Origin of the sequence: Streptomyces phaeofaciens, assembly GCF_014648915.1 — a bacterium.
GTDB lineage: Bacteria > Actinomycetota > Actinomycetes > Streptomycetales > Streptomycetaceae > Streptomyces > Streptomyces phaeofaciens.
On sequence record NZ_BMSA01000033.1, the window covers coordinates 22,771 to 48,626 of the forward strand.

At 71.8% G+C, this 25,856-nt stretch carries 25 protein-coding genes; 21 read left to right on the forward strand and 4 right to left on the reverse strand.

All coding sequences use genetic code 11. The features are described 5' to 3' along the window. Positions 1-6 precede the first annotated feature (6 nt). Positions 7-522, forward strand: coding sequence for an ATP-binding protein (locus IE275_RS38195; protein WP_189717332.1), 516 nt, complete (start codon positions 7-9; stop codon positions 520-522). A 3-nt stretch (positions 523-525) separates the two neighbouring features. Here IE275_RS38195 and idi read toward each other — a convergent pair whose 3' ends face one another. The 3 genes from idi to galE all read right to left on the reverse strand — a co-directional run bounded on the left by idi (position 526) and on the right by galE (position 3,408). Beyond that, positions 526-1,119, reverse strand: a complete 594-nt coding sequence (gene idi, locus IE275_RS38200; protein WP_189717277.1) for an isopentenyl-diphosphate Delta-isomerase — start codon at positions 1,117-1,119, stop codon at positions 526-528. Positions 1,120-1,348: 229 nt separating this feature from the next. Further along, positions 1,349-2,290, reverse strand: a complete 942-nt coding sequence (locus IE275_RS38205; RefSeq protein ID WP_189717278.1) for a cation diffusion facilitator family transporter — start codon at positions 2,288-2,290, stop codon at positions 1,349-1,351. A gap of 128 nt (positions 2,291-2,418) precedes the next feature. Further along, positions 2,419-3,408: a UDP-glucose 4-epimerase GalE gene (galE, locus tag IE275_RS38210; protein ID WP_189717279.1), complete on the reverse strand. Its 990-nt coding sequence runs from the start codon at positions 3,406-3,408 to the stop codon at positions 2,419-2,421. A 332-nt stretch (positions 3,409-3,740) separates the two neighbouring features. Here galE and IE275_RS38215 point away from each other — a divergent pair, with 332 nt between their 5' ends. From IE275_RS38215 to IE275_RS38305, 20 genes are all read left to right on the forward strand, one after another. Beyond that, a complete protein-coding gene (locus tag IE275_RS38215; protein WP_189717280.1) occupies positions 3,741-5,597 on the forward strand; it encodes a DUF5941 domain-containing protein in 1,857 nt (618 codons plus the stop codon). Continuing rightward, positions 5,594-6,346, forward strand: a complete 753-nt coding sequence (locus IE275_RS38220; protein WP_189717281.1) for a phosphocholine cytidylyltransferase family protein — start codon at positions 5,594-5,596, stop codon at positions 6,344-6,346. Before IE275_RS38215 ends, IE275_RS38220 begins: the two co-directional genes overlap by 4 nt. Then, positions 6,334-7,395 carry an iron-containing alcohol dehydrogenase family protein gene (locus tag IE275_RS38225; protein WP_189717282.1) on the forward strand — a complete coding sequence of 354 codons (1,062 nt, stop codon included), beginning with the start codon at positions 6,334-6,336 and terminating at the stop codon, positions 7,393-7,395. Before IE275_RS38220 ends, IE275_RS38225 begins: the two co-directional genes overlap by 13 nt. Then, positions 7,373-8,152, forward strand: a complete 780-nt coding sequence (locus tag IE275_RS38230) for a CDP-alcohol phosphatidyltransferase family protein (RefSeq protein WP_189717283.1) — start codon at positions 7,373-7,375, stop codon at positions 8,150-8,152. The genes IE275_RS38225 and IE275_RS38230 overlap by 23 nt, the downstream gene beginning before the upstream one ends. A 35-nt stretch (positions 8,153-8,187) precedes the next feature. Beyond that, a complete protein-coding gene (locus tag IE275_RS38235) occupies positions 8,188-9,042 on the forward strand; it encodes a glycosyltransferase family 2 protein (RefSeq protein ID WP_487248125.1) in 855 nt (284 codons plus the stop codon). Between the two features lie 99 nt (positions 9,043-9,141). Further along, on the forward strand, positions 9,142-10,071 hold the full coding sequence (locus IE275_RS38240; RefSeq protein ID WP_189717285.1) for an ABC transporter permease: 930 nt from the start codon (positions 9,142-9,144) through the stop codon (positions 10,069-10,071). Next, positions 10,064-10,843, forward strand: a complete 780-nt coding sequence (locus IE275_RS38245) for an ABC transporter ATP-binding protein (RefSeq protein ID WP_189717286.1) — start codon at positions 10,064-10,066, stop codon at positions 10,841-10,843. Before IE275_RS38240 ends, IE275_RS38245 begins: the two co-directional genes overlap by 8 nt. Positions 10,844-11,172: 329 nt before the next feature. Next, a complete protein-coding gene (gene hpnC, locus IE275_RS38250; RefSeq protein WP_189717287.1) occupies positions 11,173-12,114 on the forward strand; it encodes a squalene synthase HpnC in 942 nt (313 codons plus the stop codon). Further along, the gene (hpnD, locus tag IE275_RS38255; protein ID WP_189717288.1) at positions 12,111-13,061 is read left to right on the forward strand and encodes a presqualene diphosphate synthase HpnD; all 951 of its coding nucleotides are present in this window, start codon (positions 12,111-12,113) and stop codon (positions 13,059-13,061) included. Before hpnC ends, hpnD begins: the two co-directional genes overlap by 4 nt. Next, positions 13,061-13,213, forward strand: coding sequence for a DUF6380 family protein (locus IE275_RS47325; protein ID WP_373299371.1), 153 nt, complete (start codon positions 13,061-13,063; stop codon positions 13,211-13,213). The genes hpnD and IE275_RS47325 overlap by 1 nt, the downstream gene beginning before the upstream one ends. Then, positions 13,210-14,724: a hydroxysqualene dehydroxylase HpnE gene (gene hpnE, locus IE275_RS38260; protein ID WP_189717289.1), complete on the forward strand. Its 1,515-nt coding sequence runs from the start codon at positions 13,210-13,212 to the stop codon at positions 14,722-14,724. Before IE275_RS47325 ends, hpnE begins: the two co-directional genes overlap by 4 nt. 74 nt (positions 14,725-14,798) lie before the next feature. Next, positions 14,799-15,863 carry a polyprenyl synthetase family protein gene (locus IE275_RS38265; RefSeq protein ID WP_189717333.1) on the forward strand — a complete coding sequence of 355 codons (1,065 nt, stop codon included), beginning with the start codon at positions 14,799-14,801 and terminating at the stop codon, positions 15,861-15,863. A gap of 120 nt (positions 15,864-15,983) precedes the next feature. Beyond that, on the forward strand, positions 15,984-18,017 hold the full coding sequence (shc, locus tag IE275_RS38270; RefSeq protein ID WP_189717290.1) for a squalene--hopene cyclase: 2,034 nt from the start codon (positions 15,984-15,986) through the stop codon (positions 18,015-18,017). After that, positions 18,017-18,658, forward strand: coding sequence for a phosphorylase family protein (locus tag IE275_RS38275; protein ID WP_189717291.1), 642 nt, complete (start codon positions 18,017-18,019; stop codon positions 18,656-18,658). The genes shc and IE275_RS38275 overlap by 1 nt, the downstream gene beginning before the upstream one ends. A gap of 5 nt (positions 18,659-18,663) precedes the next feature. Continuing rightward, positions 18,664-19,686, forward strand: coding sequence for an adenosyl-hopene transferase HpnH (gene hpnH / locus IE275_RS38280; protein WP_189717292.1), 1,023 nt, complete (start codon positions 18,664-18,666; stop codon positions 19,684-19,686). Between the two features lie 4 nt (positions 19,687-19,690). Continuing rightward, the gene (ispG, locus tag IE275_RS38285; RefSeq protein ID WP_189717293.1) at positions 19,691-20,848 is read left to right on the forward strand and encodes a flavodoxin-dependent (E)-4-hydroxy-3-methylbut-2-enyl-diphosphate synthase; all 1,158 of its coding nucleotides are present in this window, start codon (positions 19,691-19,693) and stop codon (positions 20,846-20,848) included. Positions 20,849-20,875: 27 nt separating this feature from the next. Beyond that, complete coding sequence (dxs, locus tag IE275_RS38290; RefSeq protein ID WP_189717294.1) at positions 20,876-22,777, forward strand: 1-deoxy-D-xylulose-5-phosphate synthase; 1,902 nt, start codon at positions 20,876-20,878, stop codon at positions 22,775-22,777. Next, positions 22,774-24,159, forward strand: coding sequence for an aspartate aminotransferase family protein (locus IE275_RS38295; protein WP_189717295.1), 1,386 nt, complete (start codon positions 22,774-22,776; stop codon positions 24,157-24,159). The genes dxs and IE275_RS38295 overlap by 4 nt, the downstream gene beginning before the upstream one ends. A 65-nt stretch (positions 24,160-24,224) precedes the next feature. Beyond that, positions 24,225-24,875: a helix-turn-helix domain-containing protein gene (locus IE275_RS38300; RefSeq protein ID WP_189717296.1), complete on the forward strand. Its 651-nt coding sequence runs from the start codon at positions 24,225-24,227 to the stop codon at positions 24,873-24,875. Beyond that, on the forward strand, positions 24,872-24,994 hold the full coding sequence (locus IE275_RS38305; protein ID WP_189717297.1) for a DUF6126 family protein: 123 nt from the start codon (positions 24,872-24,874) through the stop codon (positions 24,992-24,994). The genes IE275_RS38300 and IE275_RS38305 overlap by 4 nt, the downstream gene beginning before the upstream one ends. A gap of 48 nt (positions 24,995-25,042) precedes the next feature. Here the strand turns inward: IE275_RS38305 and IE275_RS38310 are convergent, their stop codons facing one another. Further along, the gene (locus IE275_RS38310; protein ID WP_189717298.1) at positions 25,043-25,840 is read right to left on the reverse strand and encodes a tyrosine-protein phosphatase; all 798 of its coding nucleotides are present in this window, start codon (positions 25,838-25,840) and stop codon (positions 25,043-25,045) included. Between the last annotated feature and the right edge of the window lie 16 nt (positions 25,841-25,856).

The following is a 25,856-nucleotide window of genomic DNA, read 5'->3' on the forward strand; positions in this document are numbered from 1 at the left end:
CGGACGATGGACAACCACGGGCGCGGGCCCGACCCACGCCCAGCAGGCGGCGCGGACGCACCTCTCGAACCCCTGGAGAGCCTGCCGCGACCGCTGCCCTACGAGGGTGTCTGGCGGTTCACCGCCGCCGCCGTGGACGCCTCGGTCCCGCAGGCCCGGCACGCCGTGCGGGACCTGCTCCACCGCCAGGGGGTGCCCGTCTCGGACGATCTCGTCCAGGGGCTCCTGCTGATCGTCTCCGAGCTGGTGACCAACGCCGTACGGCACGCGGCGCTGCTGTCGCCCGAGCTGGCGGTGGAAGTGGCCGTCGGGGCCGAGTGGGTGCGGGTGTCCGTGGAGGACAACCACCCCTACCGCCCGACCGCCCTGGAGGCCGACCACGGCCGCACGGGCGGCCGTGGGCTGCTCCTGGTGCGGGAGATCACCCGGGAGGCGGGCGGTGTGTGCGACGTCGAGCACACGGCGGGCGGCGGCAAGGTGATCTGGGCCGCCCTGCCGCTCAAGCCCCTGCGCGTGCGCTGAGGATCACCAGCCGGCCGACGGTCCCGTCAGCTCCCGCACGGCCGGCCGGGCCGCGTCCAGCACGGTCATGAACCAGGCGGAGAACGTGTCCTTCGCGTGCCGCTCCGTCAGCTCGGCGGGGGTCACGAAGGCCGTGTCGCCGACCTCCTCGGGGTCCGGGCGCAGCGGGGACTGCACCATCCCGACGAACAGGTGGTTGTACTCCTGCTCCACCAGGCCCGAGGCCGGGTCCGGGTGGTTGTAGCGGACCGTGCCCGCCTCGGCGAGCAGCGACGGGGACACGCCCAGCTCCTCGAACGTGCGCCGCGCGGCCGCCGCGAACGGCGCCTCACCGGGGTAGGGGTGACCGCAGCAGGTGTTGGACCACACACCGGGGGAGTGGTACTTGCCCAGCGCCCGCTGCTGGAGCAGCAGCCGGCCGGCCTCGTCGAAGAGGAACACGGAGAAGGCGCGGTGCAACTGCCCCGGCGACTGGTGGGCGGCGAGCTTCTCCGCGGTGCCGGTCGTCACGCCGTTCTCGTCGACGAGCTCCAGCAAAATCGCTTCCGCGGTGCCGTCCGACGAGCTGTGCTTCGCGGTGGCAGGTGTGATCGGCATACCCATCCTTAGCATCGGTCCTCGCGTCCCCAGTCTGCCGTACGCGCCCGGCACTCCCGGCACTTCGCGCCAAACGCGCGCATGTCCCGCGCACGGCGACCGGGCCCCGTACGCGATCTTGCCCGCCGCCATGGGCGAGGAACCGTCCGGAACGGGTGTGCGAATCCGAGGGCGAGCCCGGCGCCCCCGCCCACGGGGCTCGGCGAGCCGCCGGCCGGGAGCCCCGCGCTCAGTGGCAGAGCCGCGCCTCGTGCTCCGCGTGACCGATCGGTTCCAGCTGGAAGGTGCAGTGCTCCACGTCGAAGTGGTCGCCCAGGCACCCCTGCAACTCGTGCAGCATCTTCTCGTGGCCGATCGCGTTCAGCACGTCCGAGCGCACCACCACGTGCGCCGACAGCACCGGCATCCCCGAGGTGATCGTCCAGGCGTGCAGATCGTGGACGTCCTCCACCCCGTCCAGGGCGACGATGTGGGCCCGTACCTCCGCCATGTCGACGTCCTTGGGCGCCGACTCCAGCAGCACGTCGAGCGTCTCGCGCAGCAGCTTCACCGTGCGCGGCACGATCATCAGGCCGATGACCAGCGAGGCGATCGGGTCGGCCGCCTGCCAGCCGGTGGTCACGATCACCACCGCCGAGAGGATCACCGCGACCGACCCCAGCGCGTCCGCCGCCACCTCCAGGAACGCCCCGCGCACATTGAGGCTCTCGGCCTGGCCGCGCATCAGCAGCGTGAGCGAGATCATGTTCGCGACCAGGCCGACGACGCCGAACCAGATCATCAGCCCGCCCTCGGTCGGGGCCGGCGTGAAGAACCGCTGCACCGCCTCGTACAGGACGTAGCCGCCCACCCCGAGCAGCAGCAGACAGTTGGCGAGCGCGGCGAGGATCTCGGCGCGGGCGTACCCGAAGGTGCGGTGCGTGTTCGCGGGCCGGTTGGCGAAGTGGATGGCGATCAGCGCCATGCCGAGGCCCAGCGCGTCGGTCGCCATGTGCGCGGCGTCCGCGATCAGCGCCAGCGAGTCCGCGAGCACCCCGCCGACGATCTCGACCACCATGACGCCGAGCGTGATCGACAGTGCGACGCGCAGCCTGCCGCGGTACGCCGCGGCGGCCGTACCGGTGGCCGGCGCGTGCGCGTGACTGTGGCCGTGGTCGTGCCCAGCCCCCATGGAAACGGTCCTCCTGTGGTCGCCCGGTCTCACAGTGAACTACGGGCGGGGGGTATCCGGCAACGCGGCACTGAACACCGTTGTCATGTGCCCTGACCTGCGGAAACGAAGTGCAGGTCAGGGCGGCCTCAGCGGGCCGGCGCCGACGTCGCCCCGTGGTGCGCCGACCAGCCCCGCCACGCGGACTCGACCATCTCGCGCACCCCGCGCCGGGCGGTCCACCCCAGCTCGCTCGCGGCCAGCGCGGCCGAGGCGACCGCGCGCGGCGCGTCACCGGGCCGGCGCCCCTCGACGAGCGCGGCACGGGTGTCCCCGGTCACCTCGCCGATCAGCGTGACGAGCTCGCGCACCGAGACGCCCTCGCCCCGGCCGATGTTCACCGTCAGGTCGCCGGCCGCGTCCGGCGCGGACAGCCGCCGGGCCGCCGCCAGATGCGCCTCGGCCAGGTCCGCGACATGGATGTAGTCCCGCACACAGGTGCCGTCCGGCGTCGGGTAGTCGTCGCCGAAGATCCGCGGCGCCTCGTTCCGGGTGAGCCGGTCGAAGACCATCGGGACGATGTTGAAGACCCCGGTGTCCGCCAGCGCGGGCTCGGCCGCACCGGCCACGTTGAAGTAGCGCAGGCAGACCGTCGCCATGCCGTGCGCCCGCCCCGCCGCCCGCACCAGCCACTCCCCGGCGAGCTTGGTCTCGCCGTACGGGTTCACCGGGGCGCACGGGGTGTTCTCCGTGATCAGGTCCACGTCCGGGTTGCCGTAGACGGCGGCGGACGAGGAGAACACGAACCGGCGCACACCGGCCGCGGCGACCGTCTCCAGGAGCGTGGCGAGGCCGCCGACGTTCTCCCGGTAGTAGCGGGTGGGCCGCGCCACCGACTCGGCGACCTGCTTGTGCGCCGCCAGGTGCACCACGCCCGTCACGGCGTGCTCGCCGAGCACGTGCTCCAGCAGGCCGGCGTCCAGCGAGGAGCCCTCGACGAGCGGCACGTCGGCCGGCAGCCGGGCCGGGACTCCGGCCGAGAGGTCGTCCAGCACGACGACGCGCTCCCCGGCGCCGGTCATGGCACGTGCCACATGTGCCCCTATGTATCCGGCTCCGCCGGTGATCAGCCACGTCATGGCCGACCACCCTATGCCGACACCCCGGCGCCGCCCGCAATGTCCCCGATGTCTCCTCTGTGCGGGCGCGGTTTGTGGGCCGGGCCACCGATCACCGATGATGATCTCGGCAAAGGCCGGTTCAAGCGCGTGCGAGCCGTGCGTCGACGGTGCGCCACGGTGTGGCCGTGCCGTCTTGATCGGAGCTGAACGGCCGGTGAACACGGTCTTCCCGGCATCCGATAGCCTCTGCCGACAATGCCGCCCGCCCGGCCCGCCCGGTGCATGCCAAGGGCGCCCCCATCCTGCACACGACCGGCGCGGACGCGCCGGGCCCCAGGGAGTGAGTTCGGTTGTCGACCGCCATCCTCACCGGTCAGCCGGTTCCCGGATCGTCGCTCGAGAGCGACCTGCGGTCCCTCGGCTTCGACGTCCTGCACGCCGCCGACGCCGCCGACACCGAGATCCTCCTCGCCGCCGTGCCGGCCCAGGAGCGGGTCGCCGTCGTCGACGCCCGCTTCGTGGGCCACCCGCACGCGCTGCGCCTCGGCCTCACCGACCCCCGCTTCCCGCTCGCCGCGGTCCCGGGCGCGCTCACCGCGCAGCCCGCCGGCCGCGCGGCCCTCACCCGGGCGCTGGCCCGCGAGACGGCCGAGAGCGGCGCCGCCGCCCACGGGGGTGCCACCACGCGGGCGAAGTCGAGCGTCGGTGACGTCGACAGCCTCGCCAGCCTCGCCAGCCTCGCCGACCGGGTCGTCGGCGCCCTGGTCGCCGACGGGGACGACGTCCACCGCCCCGAGCTGGGCAGCCTGGTCGCCGAGGTCCCCGCCGACCCCCAGACCCGCAACGAGGCACGGCAGGCCGTGGCCGCCGTCGACGACGAGGCCGTCCGCCTGAAGTCGGCCGTGAAGGCCCGCGACGGCTTCTTCACCACCTTCTGCATCAGCCCGTACTCCCGCTACATCGCCCGCTGGTGCGCCCGCCGCGGCCTCACCCCGAACCAGGTCACCACCGCCTCCCTGATCACCGCGCTCATCGCGGCAGGGTGCGCGGCCACCGGCACCCGGCCCGGGTTCGTCGCGGCCGGCGTCCTGCTCATCGCGTCCTTCGTCCTGGACTGCACCGACGGCCAGCTCGCCCGCTACTCGCTCCAGTACTCCACGCTCGGCGCCTGGCTGGACGCCACCTTCGACCGCGCCAAGGAGTACGCCTACTACGCGGGACTCGCGCTCGGAGCGGCCCGCGGCGGCGACGACGTATGGGCCCTCGCCCTGGGCGCGATGATCCTTCAGACCTGCCGGCACGTCGTCGACTTCTCCTTCAACGAGGCCAACCACGACGCCACCGCCAACACCAGCCCCACCGCCGCGCTCTCCGGCAAGCTGGACAGCGTCGGCTGGACGGTCTGGGTGCGGCGGATGATAGTGCTGCCCATCGGCGAGCGATGGGCCATGATCGCCGTCCTGACGGCCGTCACCACTCCGCGCATCACCTTCTACGCCCTGCTGATCGGCTGCGCCTTCGCCGCGACCTACACCACGGCCGGTCGCGTGCTGCGCTCGCTGACCCGCAGGGCGAAGCGGACGGACCGGGCCGCACAGGCGCTGTCGGACCTGGCGGACAACGGGCCGCTCGTCGAGGCGCTGGTGCCGGTCCTGAAGGGCCGCGGCCCGCACCTCGCGCCGCTGAGCGCCGCCGGGGGCGCCGCCGCGATGGTGGCCGGGGCCTGGGCCTTCGGCCCGAGCTGGTGGGTCGTGCTCATGGCCGGCCTGTACGTGCTCCTGTCGACCGAAGCCGTCTCCCGCCCCCTCAAGGGCGCCCTCGACTGGCTGGTCCCCCCGATCTTCCGCGCCGGTGAGTACCTCACCGTCCTGGTACTGGCAGCCGAATCCGATGTGAACGGAGCACTTCCGGCGGCTTTCGGACTGGTGGCTGCCGTCGCCTACCATCACTACGACACGGTGTACCGCATCCGCGGCAACGCCGGCGCGCCGCCGGCCTGGCTGGCGCGCGCCATCGGGGGGCAGGACGGGCGGACGCTGCTCGTCGCCGTGCTGGCCGCGCTGCTCACCGCCGCGCAGTTCACGGTCGCGCTCACGGCCCTGGCCGTGGCCGTTGCCCTCGTGGTGCTCGTGGAGAGCATCCGCTTCTGGGTGTCCGCTCACAAGGGCGGCGCCCCTGCCGTACACGATGAAGGAGAACCCGCATGATCGGCCTCGTGCTGGCGGCCGGCGCCGGACGGCGTCTGCGCCCCTACACCGACAGCCTTCCCAAGGCGCTGGTGCCGGTGGGGCCCGCGGGCATAGAGGGTGAGCCCACGGTTCTGGACCTGACCCTCGGCAACTTCGCCGAGATCGGGCTGACCGAGGTCGCGGTCATCGTCGGCTACCGCAAGGAGGCCGTGTACGCGCGCAAGGCGGCGCTGGAGGAGAAGTACGGCCTCAAGCTCACCCTCATCGACAACGACAAGGCCGAGGAGTGGAACAACGCCTACTCCCTGTGGTGCGGCCGTGACGCCCTCAAGGACGGCGTGATCCTCGCCAACGGCGACACCGTCCACCCGGTCTCCGTCGAGCGGACGCTGCTCGCCGCGCGCGGCGACGGCAAGCGGATCATCCTGGCCCTGGACACCGTCAAGGACCTCGCGGACGAGGAGATGAAGGTCGTCGTCGACCCCGAGAAGGGCATGACGAAGATCACCAAGCTGATGGACCCCGCCGAGGCCACCGGCGAGTACATCGGCGTCACCCTCATCGAGGGCGACGCCACCGCCGACCTGGCCGACGCCCTCAAGACGGTCTGGGAGACCGACCCGCAGCAGTTCTACGAGCACGGCTACCAGGAACTGGTGAACCGCGGCTTCCGGATCGACGTGGCGCCGATCGGCGACGTCAAGTGGGTCGAGATCGACAACCACGACGATCTCGCCCGTGGACGGGAGATCGCGTGCCAGTACTGACCCGGCTGATCCCCTCACCGGTCGTCGTCGACATCCGCCCGGGTGCCCTCGACGACCTGGTCGGGGTCCTCGCCGACGAGCGCATCTCGCACTCCGGCAAGCTCGCGATCGCCGTCAGCGGCGGTTCGGGCGCCCGGCTGCGCGAGCGCCTCACCCCCGCCCTGCCCGGCGCCACCTGGTACGAGGTCGGCGGCGGCACCCTCGACGACGCGGTCCGGCTGGCCGCCGACATAAAGGCCGGCCACTACGACGCGGTCGTGGGCCTGGGCGGCGGCAAGATCATCGACTGCGCGAAGTTCGCCGCGGCACGCGTGGGGCTCCCGCTGGTCGCCGTACCGACGAACCTCGCGCACGACGGCCTGTGCTCGCCGGTCGCCACCCTCGACAACGACGCGGGCCGCGGCTCCTACGGGGTGCCGAACCCGATCGCGGTCGTCATCGACCTCGACGTCATCCGCGAGGCCCCGGTGCGGTACGTCCGCGCCGGCATCGGCGACGCGGTGTCGAACATCTCGGCCATCGCGGACTGGGAGCTGGCCAACCGGGTCAAGGGCGAGAAGATCGACGGCCTCGCCGCCGCGATCGCCCGCCAGGCCGGCGAGGCCGTACTGCGCCACCCGGGAGGCATCGGGGACACCGACTTCCTCCAGGTGCTCGCCGAGGCGCTGGTGCTCAGCGGTATCGCCATGTCGGTGTCGGGCGACTCCCGCCCGTCCTCCGGCGCCTGCCACGAGATCAACCACGCCTTCGACCTGCTCTTCCCCAAGCGTGCCGCGGCCCACGGCGAGCAGTGCGGACTCGGCGCCGCCTTCGCGATGTACCTGCGCGGAGCCCACGAGGAGTCGGCCTACATGGCCGCGGTGCTGCGCAGGCACGGACTGCCGGTCCTGCCGGCGGAGATCGGCTTCACGGTGGACGAGTTCGTCCGTGCCGTGGCGTTCGCCCCCGAGACCCGGCCCGGCCGCTACACGATCCTCGAACACCTCGACCTCAAGCCCGAACAGATCAAGGACATCTACGTCGACTATGTCAAGGCCATCGGTAGCTGAACTCAGACCGGTCGTCCACCCTCCGGGGGTGAAGGACCGGCGCAGCGGTGAGCACTGGATGGGACGCCTCTACATGCGTGAGGTGTCCCTGCGGGTCGACCGCTACCTGGTGAACACCAGGGTCACGCCCAACCAGCTCACGTACCTGATGACCGTCTTCGGCGTGCTCGCGGCCCCGGCCCTGCTGGTGCCGGGGATCGCGGGCGCCGTGCTCGGCGTGTTCTGCGTGCAGATGTACCTGCTGCTGGACTGCGTCGACGGCGAGATCGCGCGCTGGAAGAAGCAGTACTCGCTGAACGGCGTCTACCTCGACCGCGTCGGCGCCTACCTCACCGACGCCGCCGTACTCGTCGGCTTCGGACTGCGCGCCGCCGACGTCTGGGGCAGCGGCCGTGTCGACTGGCTGTGGGCCTTCCTCGGCACCCTGGCCGCGCTCGGCGCCATCCTGATCAAGGCCGAGACCGACCTGGTCGGCGTCGCCCGGCACCAGGCCGGGAAGCCGCCGGTGCAGGAGGCCGCCGCCGAGATGCGCTCCTCCGGCATGGCGCTGGCCCGCAAGGCCGCCGCGATGCTGAAGTTCCACCGGCTGATCCTCGGCATCGAGGCGTCCCTGCTGATCCTGGTCCTGGCCGTCGCGGACCAGGTGCGCGGCGACCTCTTCTTCACCCGGCTCGGGGTCGCCGTACTGGCCGGCATCGCGCTCCTGCAGACCGTGCTGCACCTGGTGTCCATCCTCGCCTCCAGCAGGCTGAAGTGAGCGCGGCCGCCAGGGTCGGTGCCGTCGTCATCACCATGGGCAACCGCCCCGACGAGCTCAGGGCCCTGCTCGACTCGATCGCCAAGCAGGAGGGCGCCCCGGTCGAGGTCGTCGTGGTCGGCAACGGCTCGCCCGTCCCGGACGTCGCGGAGTTTCCGTCGGGTGTCCGCACGGTCGAGCTGCCCGAGAACCTCGGCATCCCCGGCGGCCGCAACGTCGGCATCGAGGCCTTCGGGCCCGGCGGCCGGAACGTCGACATCGTGCTCTTCCTCGACGACGACGGCCTGCTCGCCCACCACGACACCGCCGAGCTGTGCCGGCAGGCCTTCGCGGCCGACCCCCGGCTCGGCATCATCAGCTTCCGCATCGCCGACCCGGACACCGGCGTCACCCAGCGCCGCCACGTCCCCCGGCTGCGTGCCTCCGACCCGATGCGCTCCTCCCGGGTCACCACCTTCCTCGGCGGCGCCAACGCCGTCCGTACGAAGGTCTTCGCAGAAGTCGGTGGACTGCCGGACGAGTTCTTCTACGCCCACGAGGAGACCGACCTCGCATGGCGGGCCCTCGACGCCGGCTGGATGATCGACTACCGGTCCGACATGGTGCTGTACCACCCCACGACCGCGCCCTCCCGGCACGCGGTCTACCACCGGATGGTCGCCCGCAACCGGGTCTGGCTGGCCCGCCGCAACCTGCCCGCCCCGCTGGTCCCCGTCTATCTCGGGGTGTGGCTGCTGCTCACGCTGGCCCGCCGCCCCTCGCGCTCCGCGCTGCGGGCGTGGTTCGGCGGCTTCCGGGAAGGGTGGACCACACCGTGCGGTCCGCGCAGGCCCATGAAGTGGCGTACGGTGTGGCGGCTGACCCGACTGGGCCGGCCCCCGGTGATCTGACAAGCTCGTCCCTGAGGGCTCCCGGGCCGTTCCGCGGGCCCCCCGGCTCATACCAGCCCCGTCAAGGCTGCGTATCCCGAAGACGAAAGTTTCCTACTTGTGAGTGAGACAACGCATGACGGCGCTGTCGCGGTGAGCGCGCCCCCGTCGCCCGACGAGGGCCTCACGGCCGCCCAGCTGGCCGCAAAGTACGGGCTGGCCGTGAGCGGTGCCCGGCCCCCGGTGCGGGAGTACGTCCGCCAGCTCTGGGGACGCCGGCACTTCATCCTGGCGTTCTCCCGGGCGAAGCTGACCGCGCAGTACAGCCAGGCCAAGCTCGGCCAGCTGTGGCAGGTGGCCACGCCCCTGCTCAACGCGTTCGTGTACTTCATGATCTTCGGCGTGCTGCTCAACGCCAGCCGCGGGATGTCCAAGGACGTGTACATCCCGTTCCTGGTCACGGGCGTCTTCGTCTTCACCTTCACGCAGAGCTCGGTGATGAGCGGCGTCCGGGCGATCTCCGGGAACCTCGGCCTGGTGCGCGCCCTGCACTTCCCGCGCGCCTCCCTGCCGATCTCCTTCGCCCTCCAGCAGCTCCAGCAGCTGCTGTCCTCGATGCTCGTGCTGTTCGCCGTGGTGATCGGCTTCGGCAGCTACCCGGACGCCTCCTGGCTGCTGATCGTCCCGGTGCTCGTCCTGCAGTTCTGCTTCAACACCGGCCTGGCGCTGATGTTCGCCCGGGCCGGCGCGAAGACCCCGGACCTCGCGCAGCTGATGCCGTTCGTGATGCGGACCTGGATGTACGCGTCCGGCGTGATGTTCTCCATCCCGGTCTTCCTCGCGGACAAGCCGCAGTGGGTGGCGAACGTCCTCCAGTGGAACCCGGCCGCCATCTACATGGACCTGATGCGCTTCGCGCTCATCGACCAGTACGGCGCCGAGAACCTCCCGGAGCACGTCTGGGCGGTCGCGGGCGGCTGGGCGCTGCTGTTCGCCGTCGGCGGCTTCCTGTACTTCTGGAAGGCGGAGGAGAGGTACGGCCGTGGCTGACCAGGTACCGGGGCCGCGCATCCCCACCGTCATCGCCGACGACGTGCACATCGTGTACCGCGTCAATGGCGCCAAGAGCGGCAAGGGCAGCGCCACCGCCGCCCTCAGCCGCATCCTCAAGCGCGGTGAGGAGCGGGGCGTGCGCAAGGTGCACGCCGTGCGCGGTGTCTCCTTCACCGCCTACCGGGGCGAGGCCATCGGCCTGATCGGCTCCAACGGCTCCGGCAAGTCCACCCTGCTGCGGGCCATCGCCGGCCTGCTGCCGCCGGAGAGCGGGAAGGTCTACACCGACGGCCAGCCCTCGCTGCTCGGCGTCAACGCGGCCCTGATGAACGACCTGACCGGTGAGCGCAACGTCATCCTCGGCGGACTGGCCATGGGCATGTCCCGTGAGCAGGTCAAGGAGCGCTACCAGCAGATCGTCGACTTCTCGGGCATCAACGAGAAGGGCGACTTCATCACCCTGCCGATGCGCACCTACTCCTCCGGCATGGCCGCCCGGCTGCGGTTCTCCATCGCCGCCGCCAAGGACCACGACGTCCTCATGATCGACGAGGCCCTGGCCACCGGCGACCGCAGGTTCCAGAAGCGCTCCGAGGAGCGCATCAGGGAGCTGCGCAAGCACGCGGGCACGGTGTTTCTGGTCAGTCACAGCAACAAGTCCATCCGCGACACCTGCGACCGCGTGCTGTGGCTGGAACGCGGCGAACTGCGCCTCGACGGACCGACCGAAGAGGTCCTCAAGGAGTACGAGAAGTTCACGGGCAAATAGCGCGACATGCGCGGGGCCCTGCCGGAACTGTCCGGCAGGGCCCCGCGTCTGCAAAGGAAACGCCAACTCCGGCCGTGCTTCGGAATCTTGGCGCCAATCGGTGTGTTGTTGTGATGCGCAGGACACCCCCACGATCCTCGCTGCGTTGTACAACGTAAGCTGTACGGGTCCCGAAACGCGTCAAGTGGGGCGATAATGCGCGACACCCACCGTCGGGGCCGCCGCGCGAGCGGCCGGGCGGCGTGTCCGAAATAGTGTGTCTTGGGTCGGCGGTGTAGAACGGGAGATGTGACGGCAATGGCTACGGAAACTCCCCAGCTCAACGCAGCATGTGCCGTCTTCGTCCCGGGTGGTCCGCGGTGACGGCGGCCGTCCCGGCCCGCACCGGCGACCCGGAGCGCGGCACCCTCGACAAGGCCGCCGACGAGAACTTCCCCGTCGCCCCCTTCTTCCTGCCGCGGGCCTGGCGCGAGCACCTCATGGCCGTCTACGGCTTCGCGCGGCTCGTCGACGACATCGGCGACGGCGACCTCGCCCCCGGTGGCGTCGACGCCCGCCTCCTCGGAGTGCCGGCCGCCGACGCCGAGGACCGCATGCTCCTGCTGGACGCCTTCGAGGCCGACCTCCGGCGGGTGTTCGACGGATCCGACGGCGGGCCCCGCCACCCGCTCCTGCGCCGCCTGCGGCCCACGGTCCGCCGATGCTCCCTCACCCCGGAGCCGTTCCTCGGCCTGATCGCCGCCAACCGCCAGGACCAGCTGGTCACCCGCTACGAGACCTACGACGACCTCGTCGCCTACTGCGAGCTGTCCGCCAACCCCGTGGGCCGGCTCGTCCTCGCCGTCACCGGCACCTCGACCCCCGAGCGGATCCGCCGCTCCGACGCGATCTGCACCGCACTCCAGATCGTCGAACACCTCCAGGACGTGGCCGAGGACCTCGGCCGCGACCGCATCTACCTGCCCGCCGCCGACATGAAGCGTTTCCACGTCCGCGAGGACGACCTCGCGGCGAGGACCGCGGGCGCGTCGGTGCGCGCACTGGTCGCGTACGAAGCGCAACGCGCCCACGATCTCCTGAATGAAGGCGCCCCCCTGGTGGGTAGCGTCCACGGCAGGCTGAGACTGCTGCTGGCCGGGTTCGTGGCGGGGGGACGGGCGGCGATCCACGCGATCGCCGCCGCCGAATACGACGTACTTCCCGGCCCGCCCAAGCCCGGCAAGCTCAGATTGCTGCGCGAGGTGGGCGTGACTCTGCGAGGAGAGGGGTGATCCGGACCGTGGAGCCGTCACCGCACGTGTCCGCGCCGGTACTCGCCGCCTACAGCTACTGCGAGGCCGTCACCGGGCAGCAGGCCCGGAACTTCGCGTACGGCATCAGGCTGCTGCCCACACCGAAGCGCCGCGCGATGTCGGCGCTGTACGCGTTCTCGCGGCGGGTCGACGACATCGGCGACGGCGCACTGGCCGCCGATGTCAAGAGCGCCCGGCTCGAGAGCACGCGCGCGCTGCTCGCCCGGGTCCGCGACGGCGAGGTCGACGAGGACGACACCGACCCGGTCGCGGTCGCCCTCGCCGACACGGCCCGGACCTTCCCGGTGCCGCTCGGCGGCCTGGACGAGCTGATCGACGGCGTGCTGATGGACGTACGCGGCGAGACCTACGAGACCTGGGACGACCTGAAGGTGTACTGCCGCTGTGTGGCGGGCGCCATCGGGCGGCTCTCGCTCGGCGTGTTCGGTACGGAACCGGGCGCGCGCGGCGCGGAGCGGGCCCCGGAGTACGCCGACACCCTGGGGCTGGCGCTCCAGCTCACCAACATCCTCCGGGACGTCCGCGAGGACGCGGCCGGCGGGCGCACCTATCTGCCCGCCGACGACCTGGCGAAGTTCGGCTGTTCGGCCGGGTTCGACGGGTCGACCCCGCCGGAGGGCTCGGACTTCGCCGGACTCGTGCACTTCGAGGTACGACGGGCGCGCACCCTCTTCGCCGAGGGCTACCGGCTGCTGCCCCTGCTCGACCGCCGCAGCGGTGCCTGCGTCGCCGCCATGGCCGGCATCTACCGCCGGCTCCTCGACCGCATCGAGCGCGACCCCGGGGCCGTGCTCCGCGGCCGGGTCTCGCTGCCCGGCCGGGAGAAGGCCTACGTCGCCGTGCGCGGACTGTCGGGGCTGGACGCCCGGCACGTCTCGCGGCAGACCGTCAGGAGGCACACCTGATGGACACCCTGGGCGACACGGTGGGCCGGGGTGATGCCACCGGCGAAAAGCGGCACGCAACCCTCCGGTCCGGCGCGGCGTCCCTGACGGCAACGGCCCGCCGTGCAGAGTTCACCCACCACGGCGGGTACGCAGGGGAGGGTGCACGATGAGTGACGAGCGGCTCTCGGACGCCCCGGAAGGGTCCGGGCCGGCCGGGTCCTCCGGGCGTACCGCCGTGGTCGTCGGCGGCGGGCTCGCCGGCGTGACCGCCGCGCTCGCGCTCGCCGACGCGGGCGTCCGCGTCACCCTGGTCGAAGGCCGGCCCCGCCTGGGCGGGCTCGCCTTCTCCTTCCAGCGCGGCGAACTGACCGTCGACAACGGCCAGCACGTCTACCTGCGCTGCTGCACCGCCTACCGCTGGTTCCTCGACCGCATCGAGGGCAGCGCGCTGGCACCGTTGCAGGAACGTCTCGACGTGCCCGTCGTCGATGTCGACCGGCCCGAGGGCCGGCGGCTCGGCAGGCTGCGCCGCGACGCGCTGCCGGTGCCCCTGCACCTGGGGCGCAGCCTCGCCACGTACCCGCACCTCTCGCTCGCCGAACGTGCCAGGGTCGGCCGGGCCGCGCTCGCGCTCCAGGGACTCGACCTCGCCGATCCGGCCCTGGACGCACAGGACTTCGGCAGCTGGCTGACCGCGCACGGCCAGTCGGCACGCGCCGTCGAGGCCCTGTGGGACCTGGTCGGGGTCGCCACCCTCAACGCGGTCGCGGGCGAGTGCTCGCTGGGGCTCGCCGCGATGGTGTTCAAGACCGGTCTGCTGTCCGAGCCGGGCGCGGCCGACATCGGCTGGGCGCACGTCCCGCTGGGCGAACTGCACGACCGGCTGGCCCGCAAGGCGCTCGACTCCGCGGGCGTCCGTACCGAGGTCCGTACACGCGTCACCTCCGTCTCCCCCCAGGAGAACGGGCGCTGGAGCGTCCAGGTTCCCGGGGAGACCCTCACCGCGGACACCGTCGTCCTCGCCGTACCCCAGCGCGAGACGTACGACCTGCTGCCCGACGGCGCCCTCGACGCCCCGGAGCGGCTGCTGGAGATCGGCACCGAGCCCATCCTCAACGTGCATGTCGTCTACGACCGCAAGGTGCTGGACGCACCCTTCCTCGCCGCGCTCGGCACACCCGTGCAGTGGGTCTTCGACCGCACCGGCGCCTCCGGACTGCGCGAGGGCCAGTACCTCGCCGTGTCCCAGTCGGCCGCGCGGGACGAGATCGACTCACCCGTCGCCGAGCTGCGCGAGCGCTACCTGCCCGAACTGCAGCGGCTGCTGCCGGGCACCCGCGGCGCCCGGGTGAAGGACTTCTTCGTGACCCGGGAGCGCACGGCCACGTTCGCCCCCACTCCCGGCGTCGGGCGTCTGCGGCCCGGCGCCCGCACCAAAGCCCCCGGCCTGTACCTGGCCGGAGCGTGGACCGCCACAGGGTGGCCCGCGACCATGGAGAGTGCGGTCCGCAGCGGCGTGAGCGCGGCGGACGCCGCGCTCAGCGCCCTCGGCCGGCCCCGACCCCACCACCTCTTCACCTTCGAGGAGGCGGCCAACTGCATCGTCCCGGGGGACCACCCCCGGACCCCCGGCCGAAAGCCGGAGGGGACCGGTGTCTCACCGCGAGGTGAGAGCCGGTGAAGCTCGATCAGCACGGCTCGGCACACCCCCGCACCCCCTCCGGTACCGCTACAAGAGGAGAAACTGTGCCCACTGTGCCCCCGGCCTCGCCGGCCGCTCGCAGGACCGCGGTGGACGTGGCCGCGCTCCTGGAGCGCGGCCGCACCCTGGCCACTCCGGTGCTCCGGGCGGCCGTCGACCGACTCGCGCCGCCCATGGACACGGTCGCCGCCTACCACTTCGGCTGGATCGACGCCCAGGGCAAGCCGACCGACGGCGACGGCGGCAAGGCCGTGCGCCCCGCGCTCGCCGTGCTCTCCGCCGAGGTCACCGGCGCCGCTCCCGAGACCGGTGTGCCCGGCGCGGTCGCGGTCGAGCTGGTCCACAACTTCTCCCTGCTGCACGACGACCTGATGGACGGCGACGAGCAGCGCCGTCACAGGGACACCGTCTGGAAGGTGCACGGCCCCGCCCAGGCCATCCTGGTCGGCGACGCCCTGTTCGCCCTCGCCAACGAGGTCCTCCTGGAACTCGGCACCGCCGAGGCCGGCCGCGCCACCCGTCGGCTGACCACCGCCAGCCGCGCCCTGATCGACGGCCAGGCCCAGGACATCTCCTACGAGCACCGCGACCGCGTCAGCGTCGAGGAGTGCCTGGAGATGGAGGGCAACAAGACCGGCGCCCTGCTGGCCTGCGCCAGCTCCATCGGCGCCGTGCTCGGAGGCGCGGACGAGCGCACCGCCGACACGCTGGAGAAGTACGGCTACCACCTCGGCCTGGCCTTCCAGGCCATCGACGACCTCCTCGGCATCTGGGGCGACCCGGAGGCCACCGGCAAGCAGACCTGGAGCGACCTGCGCCAGCGCAAGAAGTCCCTGCCGGTCGTGGCCGCGCTCGCGGCGGGCGGTCCGGCCTCCGAGCGGCTCGGCGAGATCCTCGCCGCCGACGCCAAGAGCAGCGACTTCGCGACCTTCTCCGAGGAGGAGTTCGCGGCCCGTGCCGCGCTCATCGAGGAGGCGGGCGGCCGTGAGTGGACCGCGGACGAGGCCCGTCGTCAGCACACCATCGCCCTCGACGCCCTGAACACCGTCGACATGCCCGAGCAGGTGCGGGCCCGGTTCACGGCGCTCGCCGACTTTGTCGTCGTACGAAAGAGATGATCACTATCGGTCGAATAGTCCTCGCGTAGTCGCCGGCCGGTGCAGCGAGGCGTCAGGCGCACCGGCCGACGGCGGACCCACAGCAGAGCAACGACATGCACACTGCACGAAGGGGAAGCCATGACAGCGACGACCGACGGAAGCACCGGGGCGGCCCTGCCTCCCCGCGCTGCCGCGGCCAGCGAAACCGACATCACCATCCCCGTGGCGGCCGGGGGACAAGAAGCCGCCGTCCGCGCGGTCCGGCGTGCCACCGACCATCTGCTCGCCCGGCAGGACGCCGAGGGCTGGTGGAAGGGGGACCTCGAGACGAACGTCACCATGGACGCCGAGGACCTGCTGCTCCGCCAGTTCCTGGGCATCCGTGACGAGGCCACCACCCAGGCCGCCGCCCGCTTCGTCCGCGGCCGGCAGCGCGAGGACGGCACCTGGGCCACCTTCCAGGGCGGCCCGCCCCAGCTCTCCGCCACCATCGAGGCGTACGTCGCGCTGCGCCTGGCCGGCGACGCCCCCGAAGCCCCCCACATGGCCAGGGCCTCCGCCTGGATCCGCGACCAGGGAGGTATCGCCGCCGCCCGCGTCTTCACCCGGATCTGGCTGGCGCTGTTCGGCTGGTGGAAGTGGGAGGACCTGCCCGAACTCCCGCCGGAACTGCTCTACTTCCCGAAGTGGTTCCCCCTCAGCATCTACAACTTCGGCTGCTGGGCCCGGCAGACCATCGTCCCGCTCACCGTCGTCTCCGCGAAGCGCCCGGTGCGCCCGGCGCCGTTCCCGCTCGACGAACTGCACACGGACCCCGCCCGGCCCAACCCGCCCAGGCCCCTGGCCCCGGTGCACACCTGGGACGGCCTCTTCCAGCGGCTGGACAAGGTGGTGCGCGGCTACCGCACGGTCGCGGTGCGCCGACTGCGCCGGTCGGCCCTGAACTCCGCCGCCCGCTGGATCGTCGAGCGGCAGGAGAACGACGGCGCCTGGGGCGGTATCCAGCCCCCGGCCGTGTACTCGATCATCGCCCTGCACCTGCTCGGCTACGACCTCGAACACCCCGTGATGCGTGCGGGCCTGGAGTCGCTGGATCGTTACGCCGTGTGGCGCGAGGACGGCTCCCGGATGATCGAGGCGTGCCAGTCGCCGGTGTGGGACACCTGCCTGGCCACCATCGCGCTCGCCGACGCGGGCCTCCCGGCCGACCATCCGCAACTGGTCAAGGCCGCCGACTGGATGCTCGGCGAGCAGATCGTGCGGCCCGGCGACTGGTCGGTGCGACGGCCCCAACTGCCGCCCGGCGGCTGGGCGTTCGAGTTCCACAACGACAACTACCCGGACATCGACGACACCGCCGAGGTGGTCCTGGCACTGCGCCGGGTCGCCCACCACGACCCGCAGCGCATGGAGCGGGCGATCGCGCGCGGGGTGCGCTGGAACCTCGGTATGCAGTCGCGCGGCGGCGGGTGGGGCGCCTTCGACGTCGACAACACCAGCAGGTTCCCCAACCGGCTGCCGTTCTGCGACTTCGGTGAGGTCATCGACCCGCCGTCGGCGGACGTCACCGCGCATGTCGTCGAGATGCTCGCCGTCGAGGGACTCTCCCACGACCCGCGCACCCGGCGCGGCATCGAGTGGCTGCTGGCCGAACAGGAGCCGGACGGCTCGTGGTTCGGCCGCTGGGGCGTCAACTACGTCTACGGCACCGGCTCGGTGGTGCCCGCGCTCACCGCCGCCGGACTGCCCGCCCGGCACCCCGCGATCCGCCGGGCCGTGAGCTGGCTGGAGCGGGTCCAGAACGACGACGGCGGCTGGGGCGAGGACCTGCGCTCCTACCAGGACCCCGCCCGCTGGAGCGCCCGTGGCGCCTCGACGGCCTCGCAGACCGCCTGGGCGCTGATGGCGCTGCTGGCGGCGGGGGAGCGGGAGTCCAAGGCGGTCGAACGCGGTGTCGCCTGGCTGGCGGAGACCCAGCGGGAGGACGGCTCGTGGGACGAGCCGCAGTTCACCGGCACCGGCTTCCCCTGGGACTTCTCGATCAACTACCACCTCTACCGCCAGGTCTTCCCGCTGACCGCACTCGGCCGGTACGTCCACGGAGAGCCGTTCGCCGCCGAGGCCCGGGCGGCCGCCGGCGACACGGCCGCCGCAGAGGCCAAGGGGGGCTGATGAGCACCCGGCCCGCCCTGCCCCCGCTGCTGATCGCCTGCGCGCTCGGCATCGAGCACCTCGCGCTGCGCATGGGCGACCGCGGCGGGGCCGGCGGGCCTGTCACCGTCCTGCGCTCCGGCATGGGGCCGAAGGCGGCCGAGCGCTCCGTCACCCGGGTCCTGGCCGACCCGGCACTCGACGGGGCGGCCGTCCTGGCCACGGGCTTCTGCGCCGGACTCGCCCCCGGGATGCACCCCGGCGACCTGGTGGTCGCCGAGGAGACCCGCGACCCACGGGGCACCGTCCCGTGCGTCGGCACCGAACTGCTCGTCAAGGAACTCGCGCGCACCCTGCCCGGGCGCACCGTCCACACCGGGCCCCTCACCGGCTCCGACCACGTCGTCCGCGGCCATGAGCGGGCCGACCTGCTCGCGAAGGGAGCGATCGCGGTCGACATGGAGTCGGCGGCCACGCTGCTGAGCGCCGTCCGTCCGGGCGAGCGCCCGGTTGCGGCCGTCCGGGTGGTCGTGGACGCTCCAGAACATGAACTCGTCCGGATCGGCACGGTGCGCGGTGGAATATCGGCTTTCCGTGTCCTTCGTTCCGTCCTGCCTGCATTCTTCGAATGGCACCGTAATGTGCTGCTCCCCCGGAGGTGAGCCGAATGGCCATGCCGCTGCGCCAGTCCATCAAGGTCGCTACATACCTCGCTGAACAGAAGCTCCGCAAGCGGGACAAGTTCCCGCTGATCGTGGAGCTGGAACCGCTCTTCGCCTGCAATCTCAAGTGCGAGGGCTGCGGCAAGATCCAGCACCCGGCGGGCGTGCTCAAGCAGCGCATGCCGGTCGCCCAGGCCGTGGGGGCCGTGCTGGAGTCCGGTGCCCCGATGGTGTCCATCGCGGGCGGTGAGCCGCTGATGCACCCTCAGATCGACGAGATCGTCAGGCAGTTGGTCGCCAAGAAGAAGTACGTCTTCCTCTGCACCAACGCCATGCTGCTGCGCAAGAAGATGGACAAGTTCACGCCTTCGCCCTACTTCGCCTTCGCCGTGCACATCGACGGGCTGCGGGAGCGGCACGACGAGTCGGTGGCCAAGGAGGGGGTCTTCGACGAGGCCGTGGCGGCGATCAAGGAGGCCAAGCGGCACGGCTTCCGGGTCACCACCAACTCGACCTTCTTCAACACCGACACCCCGCAGACCATCATCGAGGTGCTCAACTTCCTCAACGACGACCTGCACGTCGACGAGATGATGATCTCGCCCGCCTACGCCTACGAGAAGGCGCCCGACCAGGAGCACTTCCTGGGCGTGGAGCAGACCCGCGAGCTGTTCAAGAAGGCCTTCTCGGGCGGCAACCGGCGCCGTTGGCGGCTCAACCACTCCCCGCTCTTCCTGGACTTCCTGGAGGGCAAGGTCGACTTCCCGTGCACCGCGTGGGCGATCCCGAACTACTCCCTCTTCGGCTGGCAGCGCCCCTGCTACCTGATGAGCGACGGGTACGTGCCGACGTACCGCGAACTGATCGAGGAGACCGACTGGGACAAGTACGGCCGCGGCAAGGACCCGCGCTGCGCCAACTGCATGGCGCACTGCGGCTACGAGCCCACCGCCGTCCTCGCCACCATGGGCTCGCTGAAGGAGTCGCTGCGCGCCCTGCGCGAGACGGTCTCCGGGAACCGGGAGTGAGACCGTGACCGCTGTCTCGCTGGGCGTCCCCGAGGTGCCGGCCCGGCCGGTCGCCGAGCGGCGCGTGTCGCGGCGGATCCAGGTCGGGCAGGTGGCGGTCGGGGGCGGCGCCCCGGTGTCGGTGCAGTCGATGACGACGACCCGCACGTCCGACATCGGCGCCACGCTCCAGCAGATCGCCGAGCTGACCGCCTCCGGCTGCCAGATCGTCCGCGTCGCCTGTCCCACCCAGGACGACGCGGACGCCCTCGCGACGATCGCCCGCAAGTCGCAGCTCCCGGTGATCGCGGACATCCACTTCCAGCCGAAGTACGTCTTCGCGGCCATCGAGGCCGGCTGCGCCGCCGTCCGCGTCAACCCGGGCAACATCAAGCAGTTCGACGACAAGGTCAAGGAGATCGCGCGGGCCGCGAGGGACCACGGCACCCCGATCCGGATCGGGGTGAACGCCGGCTCGCTGGACCGCCGCCTGCTCCAGAAGTACGGCAGGGCGACGCCCGAGGCCCTCGTCGAGTCCGCCCTCTGGGAGGCGTCCCTCTTCGAGGAGCACGGGTTCCGCGACATCAAGATCTCGGTCAAGCACAACGACCCGGTCGTGATGATCGAGGCCTACCGCCAGCTCGCCGCCCAGTGCGACTACCCGCTCCACCTCGGCGTGACGGAGGCCGGTCCCGCCTTCCAGGGCACGATCAAGTCGGCGGTGGCCTTCGGGGCGCTGCTGTCACAGGGCGTCGGCGACACGATCCGCGTGTCCCTGTCGGCGCCGCCGGTCGAGGAGGTCAAGGTCGGCATCCAGATCCTGGAGTCCCTGAACCTCAGGCAGCGCGGCCTGGAGATCGTCTCCTGTCCGTCCTGCGGACGGGCCCAGGTGGACGTCTACAAGCTGGCCGACGAGGTCACGGCCGGCCTGGAGGGCATGGAGGTGCCCTTGCGCGTCGCCGTCATGGGGTGTGTCGTCAACGGCCCCGGCGAGGCGCGCGAGGCGGATCTGGGGGTCGCCTCGGGCAACGGCAAGGGGCAGATCTTCGTGAAGGGCGAGGTCGTCAAGACCGTCCCCGAGTCGAAGATCGTCGAGACCCTCATCGAGGAGGCGATGAAGATCGCCGAACAGATGGAGCAGGACGGCGTCGCGGCGGGGGAGCCGGCCGTCACCGTGAGATGAACAGCACGGACCGAAGGGGGCCCGACCGTGACGATCCTGGAGACCATCCGGCAACCGCGCGACCTGAAGGCGCTGTCCGAGCCGGAACTCGGTGAACTGTCAGAGGAGATCAGGGAGTTCCTGGTGCACGCGGTCGCCAGGACCGGCGGACACCTCGGGCCCAACCTGGGGGTGGTGGAACTCACCGTCGCCCTCCACCGGGTCTTCGAGTCGCCGGTGGACCGCATCCTGTGGGACACCGGCCATCAGAGCTATGTCCACAAGCTTCTGACGGGACGTCAGGACTTCTCCAAGCTGCGCGGCAAGGGCGGCCTGTCGGGCTACCCCTCCCGGGAGGAGTCCGAGCACGACGTCATCGAGAACAGCCACGCCTCCACCGTCCTCGGCTGGGCCGACGGCCTCGCCAAGGCCCGGCAGGTGCAGGGCGACAAGGGGCACGTCGTCGCCGTCATCGGCGACGGCGCGCTCACCGGCGGGATGGCCTGGGAGGCGCTCAACAACATCGCGGCCGCCAAGGACCGGCCGCTGATCATCGTCGTCAACGACAACGAGCGCTCCTACGCGCCGACCATCGGCGGCCTCGCCAACCATTTGGCCACCCTGCGCACCACCGACAGCTACGAGAAGGTGCTGGCCTGGGGCAAGGACATCCTCCTGCGCACCCCGGTCGTGGGCCACACGCTCTACGAGTCGCTGCACGGCGCCAAGAAGGGCTTCAAGGACGCTTTCGCCCCGCAGGGAATGTTCGAGGACCTCGGGCTGAAGTACGTCGGCCCGATCGACGGGCACGACATCAAGGCCGTCGAGTCGGCGCTCCGACGCGCGAAACGCTTCCACGGCCCGGTGCTGGTGCACTGTCTGACCGAGAAGGGGCGCGGCTTCGAGCCCGCGATCGCGCACGAGGAGGACCACTTCCACACCGTCGGCGTGATGGACCCGCTGACCTGCGCGCCGCTCAGCCCCTCCAACGGGCCCTCCTGGACCTCGGTGTTCGGCGACGAGATCGTCCGGATCGGCGAGGAGCGCGAGGACGTCGTGGCGATCACGGCGGCCATGCTGCACCCGGTGGGGCTCGGCGCGTTCGCCGAGCGGTTCCCGGACCGGGTGTGGGACGTCGGGATCGCGGAGCAGCACGCGGCCGTCAGCGCGGCGGGCCTCGCGACCGGCGGACTCCATCCCGTCGTCGCCGTCTACGCCACATTCCTCAACCGCGCCTTCGACCAGCTGCTGATGGATGTGGCGCTGCACCGGTGCGGGGTGACGTTCGTGCTGGACCGGGCCGGTGTCACCGGTGTCGACGGGGCCTCGCACAACGGCATGTGGGACATGTCCGTCCTTCAGGTCGTCCCGGGCCTCAGGATCGCCGCCCCGCGCGACGCCGACCAGCTGCGCGCCCAGCTGCGGGAGGCGGTCGCGGTGGACGACGCGCCGACCCTGGTCCGCTTCCCGAAGGAGTCGGTGGGACCGGAGATCCCGGCGGTCGGCCGGGTGGGCGGCATGGACGTCCTGCACCGCGCCGACGCGCCCGACGTCCTGCTGGTGGCCGTCGGCGTCATGGCGCCGGTGTGCCTCCAGGCCGCCGAACTGCTGGAGGCGCGGGGAGTGAACTGCACGGTCGTGGACCCCCGTTGGGTCAAACCCGTCGACCCGGCCCTGCCCGGCCTCGCCGCCGAGCACCGGCTGGTGGCCGTCGTCGAGGACAACAGCCGTGCCGCCGGGGTCGGTTCGGCGGTGGCGCTGGCCCTGGGGGACGCCGAAGTCGACGTACCCGTACGGCGGTTCGGCATCCCCGAGCAGTTCCTCGCCCACGCCAAACGGGGCGAGGTGCTCGCCGACATCGGCCTCACCCCGGTCGAGGTCGCCGGGCGGATCAGCGCCGGCCTGGCCGCCGGGGGAGCCGCCGGCCCAGTCAAGGAGAAAGACGCATGACCAAGGAGTTCGATCTCGGCGCCCTCCTGGCCGAGCGCGGGGCCGAGCGCTACGAGCTGCACACCAGGTACCTCAACCACCAGCTGCCGCGCATGCTGCACACCATCGGCTTCGACAAGGTCTACGAGCGGGCCGAGGGCGCGCACTTCTGGGACGCGGACGGCGACGACTACCTGGACATGCTCGCCGGGTTCGGGGTGATGGGCCTGGGCCGCCACCACCCCGTGGTCCGCAAGGCGCTGCACGACGTCCTCGACGCCTCGCTCGCCGACCTCACCCGCTTCGACTGCCAGCCGTTGCCCGGCCTGCTGGCCGAGCGGCTGCTGACGTACAGCCCCCACCTGGACCGGGTGTTCTTCGGCAACAGCGGCACCGAGGCGGTCGAGACCGCGCTGAAGTTCGCCCGGCGGGCCACCGGCAGGCCGCGGATCCTGTACTGCGACCACGCCTTCCACGGCCTCACCACCGGCTCGCTGTCGGTCAACGGCGAGGACGGCTTCCGGGAGGGCTTCGCACCGCTGCTGCCCGACACCGCCGTACCCCTCGGTGATCTCGACGCGCTGGCCCGGGAGCTGAGGAAGGGCGACGTCGCCGCCCTGATCGTCGAGCCGATCCAGGGCAAGGGCGTGCACGAGACCCCGCCCGGCTATCTGCGTGCCGCGCAGGAACTCCTGCACCGGCACAAGGCGCTCCTCATCGCCGACGAGGTGCAGACCGGCCTCGGCCGCACCGGTGACTTCTACGCCTACCAGCACGAGGACGGCGTCGAGCCGGACCTGGTCTGCGTGGCCAAGGCGCTCTCCGGCGGCTATGTCCCGGTGGGCGCCACGCTCGGCAAGGACTGGATCTTCAAGAAGGTGTTCTCGTCGATCGACCGGGTGCTGGTCCACTCGGCGAGCTTCGGCTCCAACGCGCAGGCCATGGCGGCCGGGCTGGCCGTCCTGTCGGTGCTGGAGAACGAGCAGATCGTCGCGAACGCCCGCGTCACGGGCGACCTCCTGAGATCACGGCTGGCGGCCCTGACCGAGAAGTACGAGCTGCTCGCCGATGTGCGGGGCCGGGGCCTGATGATCGGCATCGAGTTCGGCCGGCCGAGGTCGCTGAAACTGCGCAGCCGCTGGGCCATGCTCCAGACGGCCCGCAAGGGGCTGTTCGCCCAGATGGTGGTCGTTCCGCTGCTCCAGCGGCACCGGATCCTCACCCAGGTCTCCGGCGACCATCTGGAGGTGATCAAGCTGATCCCGCCGCTGGTCGTCGACGAACGGGACGTGGACCGGTTCGTGGACGCCTTCACCGAGGTGATGGACGACGCCCACGGCGGGAACGGGCTGATGTGGGACTTCGGCAAGACGCTGATCAAGCAGGCGGTGGCCAACCGCTAGGAGGCGGGATTTGCCTCTGAGGCAAGAAATTTGCCCCAGAGGCAAAGGTCGGGCTGAATGGACGTATGAGTTCGCCCGACTCCGCGCCCCACGGGCCCGCCCGGCCGTCCGACGCCCCGGCGGAACCGGCCGAGGCCCTGCCCGCCGTCGCACCGCAGCTGCGGTCCCTGCGCCGCCGGGCCGGTCTCACCCTGGAGGCCGCCGCCCGCGCCGCCGGACTGTCGGCGGCCCATCTGTCCCGGCTGGAGACCGGACAGCGCCAGCCCTCGCTGCCGATGCTGCTCGCGCTCGCCCGTGTCTACGGTACGACGGTCTCGGAGCTGCTCGGCGAGACGGTCGCCGAGCGGGACGCCGTGGTCCGCGCCGCCGACATGGAGCCGACCCGTGCGGGCGGCTGGACGTACTGGCAGGCCGGTGCCTCCGGACGGGGCATGCAGGCCCTGCGTGTGCACGTCCCCCACGGCTCGCAGGGCGACATCGTGCGGGTGCACCCGGGGGAGGAGTGGCTGCACGTCCTGCGGGGGCGGCTGCGACTGCGCCTCGGGGACGCCGCGCAGCTGCTCGGGCCCGGGGACAGCGCGCACTTCGACTCGCTGACCCCGCACCGCCTCGCCGCCGAGGACCCCGACGGCGTCGACCTGCTCTTCGTCCACACTTTGTTGCAGAGCCCCACGGCCACGCTGTGCCTGGGCCCCATCCCTGGAGAGACGTCATGAGCGACACGGAGGAACGGCTGCCGCGCGGCATCTGGATCCGGCTGATCATCTACATCGCGGTGGGGCACGTCCTCGCGGCGTTCATCTGGCTGCTGTTCGAGGTGGGGGCCAAGCAGTAGCGCCCTCGGAGCCCTCGGCACCTTGGGCTCCTCGGCGCCCGCCCGGCGTCAGTCGAGGAGCCGCTCGCGCAGCCGCTCCCGGGTCGCGGGGGTGAGTCCGAGACCCTGCTCCAGGTAGGCGTCCACACCGCCCCAGGTCGCCTCGACGGTCTCGAACGCCGCCGCCAGGTACTCCGCGCGGGCGTCGAAGAGCGGGCTGAGCAGCTCCATGACCTCGGGGGTGTACGCGGAGGCCGCCGAGCCGCCGCGGCGCACCTTGTAGCGGCGGTGCTTGGCGTTGGACTCCAGGTAGTCGGCGACGATCGCCTCGCGCTCCACGCCGAGGGCGAGCAGGGTCACCGCGACGGACAGGCCCGCGCGGTCCTTGCCGGCCGCGCAGTGCATCAGGGCCGGGACGCTGTCCTCCGCGAGCGCGTGCAGCACCCGGGAGTGCTCGGCCGTGCGCTCGGTCATGATCGTGCGGTAGGAGGTGATCATGCGGAGGGCGGCCTTGCCGTCGCCGAGGATCCCGCGCAGCTGGTCGAGATCGCCGTCGCGGACCATCTTCCAGAACTCCGCACCGTCCGCCGGGTCCGACAGCGGCAGATTCACATTGCGCACGCCCGGCAGCTCGACGTCCGGACCCTCCAGCTTCTGGTCCGCCGCGTTGCGGAAGTCGAAGATCGTGTGCAGGTCCAGGGAGGCGAGGAACGCCGCGTCCTCCTCGGTCGCGTGCGCGAGGTGGCCGCTGCGGAACAGCACGCCGTGCCGCACCCGCCGCCCGTCCACCGTCGGCAGACCGCCCACGTCACGGAAGTTGCGCACACCGGCCAGCTCGGGCTCGGTCGACGGGATCTGCTGCGTCAAGGGGGTTCCCTCCCAG